At 69.9% G+C, this 3,282-nt stretch carries 4 protein-coding genes; 2 read left to right on the top strand and 2 right to left on the bottom strand.

The window, feature by feature from the left end; all coding sequences use genetic code 11:
* Positions 1-11: 11 nt before the first annotated feature.
* Positions 12-617: a DUF3027 domain-containing protein gene (locus LQV45_RS22290; RefSeq protein ID WP_230008869.1), complete on the bottom strand. Its 606-nt coding sequence runs from the start codon at positions 615-617 to the stop codon at positions 12-14.
* An 8-nt stretch (positions 618-625) separates the two neighbouring features.
* Positions 626-1,009 (bottom strand): cold-shock protein, encoded by a 384-nt coding sequence (locus LQV45_RS22285; RefSeq protein WP_018776003.1) that lies wholly within the window; start codon positions 1,007-1,009, stop codon positions 626-628.
* A 177-nt stretch (positions 1,010-1,186) separates the two neighbouring features.
* Between LQV45_RS22285 and LQV45_RS22280 the strand changes: the two genes are divergently transcribed.
* Complete coding sequence (locus LQV45_RS22280; RefSeq protein WP_230008868.1) at positions 1,187-1,420, top strand: hypothetical protein; 234 nt, start codon at positions 1,187-1,189, stop codon at positions 1,418-1,420.
* Between the two features lie 10 nt (positions 1,421-1,430).
* A partial coding sequence (locus LQV45_RS22275) for a helicase-associated domain-containing protein (protein WP_230008867.1) occupies positions 1,431-3,282 on the top strand: 1,852 nt, incomplete at its 3' end.

The raw sequence follows: 3,282 nt of genomic DNA, 5'->3' as shown, positions 1-3,282 counted from the left end.
GCTTCCAACCGCTAGTCGGCCTCGCCCGTGGAGCGTTCCCGCTCGTCGTCGTCAGTGTCGGCGTCGGCGTCAGCGTCGTCGTCGTCGGTGTCAGTGTCGTCGGCGTCGTCCGTGTCATCCTGCTGGTCGGCGTCGGACGCCTGTGACGGCGCTTCGGAACCGGACGGCGCCTCGGCAGCCTCGTCAGCCTGCGCGTCTTCCGGGCGGACCCGTTCGGCCCACGGAACCCAGGCCGGTGCCAGGATGGAGTCCTCGGAGGGCAGGAGCCCAAGTTCGTCCACCGTGACCACCTTGGAGCGCGAGTTGCGTGTCAGCACGGCGTACCACTGCCAGCCCAGGTAGCCGGGGAGCCTGGATTCGAACAGGTGGGTCACCAGGCGGTCGCCCTCGCTCCGGGCACCGATGTGCTCGCCGATCTGCTCGGCGGGGGCAATGCCCTCCACCGCGGTGCGGGCGACGTCGACGGCGGCGGCCAGGAAGGCGTCAGGCTTGCCGGTGCGCCAGACGGGCACGCCGGCGCGCGGGCGGATTCCCTGCTTGGAGCCGGTTGTTTTGGCCCCGGTGGGCGCTGCGGTTCCGGCGTCCGGCGCCGGCAACTGATCAGGTTCCTGAGTCATCAAAAGCCTTATACGTCCAGCTCGTCGGCAACCTTACGGAGGGCCGCTGCGATCGCCTTGCCCTTGTTGCCTTCCGGGTACTTGCCCGCGGACAGGGTCCCGGACAGGTTATCCAGCACGCTGACGAGGTCCTGGACCAGCGGGGCAAGGTCCCTGGCGCTGGGCCGCTTTGCCTTGGCGATGGACGGCGTCTTGTCCAGCACGCGCAGGCCCAGGGCCTGGGCACCCTTGCGTCCGTCGGCTACACCAAATTCAACACGCGTGCCGGCCTTGAGCTCCGTGATGCCTTCGGGCAGCGCGGACTTGGGCAGGAAGACTTCCTGGCCGTCCTCGCCCGCGAGGAATCCGAAGCCTTTTTCCTTGTCATACCACTTGACCTTGCCGGTAGGCACGTAATCAACCTTCTTCGTTCTGCGGGGACACGGCCGGCGGTCACCGCATCCGCATGGATACGCGGGTTCAGGGTATGACTGCCCGGACCGTGTTGGTCTGTATCTCCAAGGTTATCCTGCCTGGTTCACTTTAACGGCTTGAGGCGCGGGCGATGCCGGACTGTTAGCGTTGCCCCCATGACACTGACGCGTTACCGGCGGCCTTTGATGATCGTAGCGGCCACCCTTGCTGTGCTGTCCCTCGTTGCCGTCGGCGCTGTCATGGCGATGGCCTTCAACAATGCCGTGGCGCCCGCCTGGATTACCTCGACGGCCCTCTACGGCCTCCCGGTGGCATTCCTGCTCATGCTGGCCCTCGTTGTCGACGCGGTGGCAGCCCGGCGCCGCCCGCACGGGCCCGGCGAAAGGTAACGTTGGAGCGATGTCCCTCATCCGCGCGCTCAGCAAGGAACTTCAGGCACGAAGCGACGAATCGTTGCGGGCCTTGTTCTCCGCGCGGCCGGACCTGATTTCTCCCGGCGTCCCGGACTTCGCCGCCCTCGCCGCCCGCGCCAGCGGACGCGTCAGCGTCCAGCGGGCACTCGAACGGCTCAACCGCCCGCAGATGCAGGTCCTGGAAACCCTGCACCTGTGCACCAACGCCGATACCGGGCACAGCGCGTCGGCGGCGATGCTGAAGAAACTGATCAACGGCTCCTCGGTTGCCGCCGTCGACCGGCTCCTCCATTCCCTGCAGGAACTGGCCCTCGTCCACCGCGCAGATCCGCCGCACGGCGCGACCCCCGCCGCCGCCAAGCAGCGCCACTACCTTCCGGTCGGCAGCCTCAAGGACGTGATTGGCATCTACCCTGCGGGGCTGGGGCGCAGCTACACCGAACTGGTGCGGCTCCAGCCTGCTTTCGCGCAGCGCGTGGTGCAGCTGGTGGGGGAACTTCACCGCGCCGGGGCGTCCATCTCCCCCGCCACGACGCCGATGGAAGCCGCCCTGTCCCTGCAGCACTGGACGGCAACACCGGAATCGCTCCAGCAAATCCTGGCCACCGCACCGGACCGGACCGCCGCCCTTCTGGCCCGGTTCGGGAACTGGGCCATGGGCGCCGTCCCGCAGGCGCAGCGCCGGGCGTCCGTGCTCCACGAAGGCGCCGACGTCGGCCCCGTGGACTGGCTGCTGGCGCGCGGGCTGCTGGTACCGCTGGACGCCGCGCACGTCGAACTGCCGCACAGCGTCGGAGTGTCGCTGCGCGGCGGGTTTGTCATCGAGAACTTTTCGCTCACGCCGCCTGTCCCCCGGCTGGGCAACACGAGCGCGGGGCTGCGCCGAAACGCCGCGTTGGGCGCCATCGCCGAGACGCTGCGGCTCGTCGGCGAAGTGCTCTACACCGTGCGCGAACAGCCGCTGGCGACGCTGCGAAGCGGGGGCGTCGGGGTCCGGGAGATGAAGCGGCTGGCGGATTCCCTGCGGATGGACGTGCACGAGGCCGGCGTCCTCGCGGAGCTCTGCGGAATGGCCGGTCTGCTGCGGCTGGACGTCGACAGTTCTGCGTGGGTGCAGCCGCCGCAGCTGGAGTGGCTGTCGCTGCCGCGGCAGGAGCAGTGGCTGTGGCTGGTCAACGCCTGGCTGGCCAGCGAGCGCGCACCGTCCCTCGTGGGCCAGCCGGTGAATGCTGCCGCCCCGGGCCCGGCCGGGCACCGGGGCCCGGCCGGGACCACCATCAATGCGCTCTCCGCCGAGGCGCAGCGGCCGGACGCCCCGGTGGTCCGGAAAAGGGTCCTGGAAATCCTGCACGAACTCACCCTTGAGGCCGTGGCGCCCAACGGGCAGGCCCCCGTCCTCGATGCCGCCGCCGTGCTGGAGCGTGCCGAGTGGACGCAGCCCCGGATGGCCAGGCGCTTCAGCTCGCTGATCCGCGGCATCCTCGCGGAGGCCGAGATGCTTGGCCTGATCGGCTCCGGGGCGCTGAGCCAGCTGGGCGCCGCGATCGCCGCCGAGCAGCCGGACGACGCCCTGGGGATCCTGGGCGAACACCTGCCGGCGGCCCTGCAGCACGTGTTGCTGCAGGCGGACCTGACGGCGGTGGCGCCGGGCTACCTCGACCCCGAACTGAGCGAACGGCTCCTGACCATGGCCACGGCCGAAGGGCAGGGACCGGCCACCATTTACCGGTTCTCCGTCTCCTCCGTGCGCCGGGCCCTCGACACCGGCCAGGACGCCGCGGCGATGCTGGACTTCCTGCGCCAGCATTCGGCCACCGCCATCCCGCAGCCCCTCCAGT

This window comes from Microbacterium sp. Bi128 (assembly GCF_918698205.1).
This window is presented reverse-complemented; position numbering and strand designations above follow the sequence as displayed.

What these genes read in the sequence shown, in the direction of transcription:
- LQV45_RS22290 (WP_230008869.1), bottom strand. Translation starts at nt 617, where the DNA reads ATGACTCAGGAACCTGATCAGTTGCCGGCGCCGGACGCCGGAACCGCA.
- LQV45_RS22280 (WP_230008868.1), top strand. Translation starts at nt 1,187, where the DNA reads ATGACACTGACGCGTTACCGGCGGCCTTTGATGATCGTAGCGGCCACC.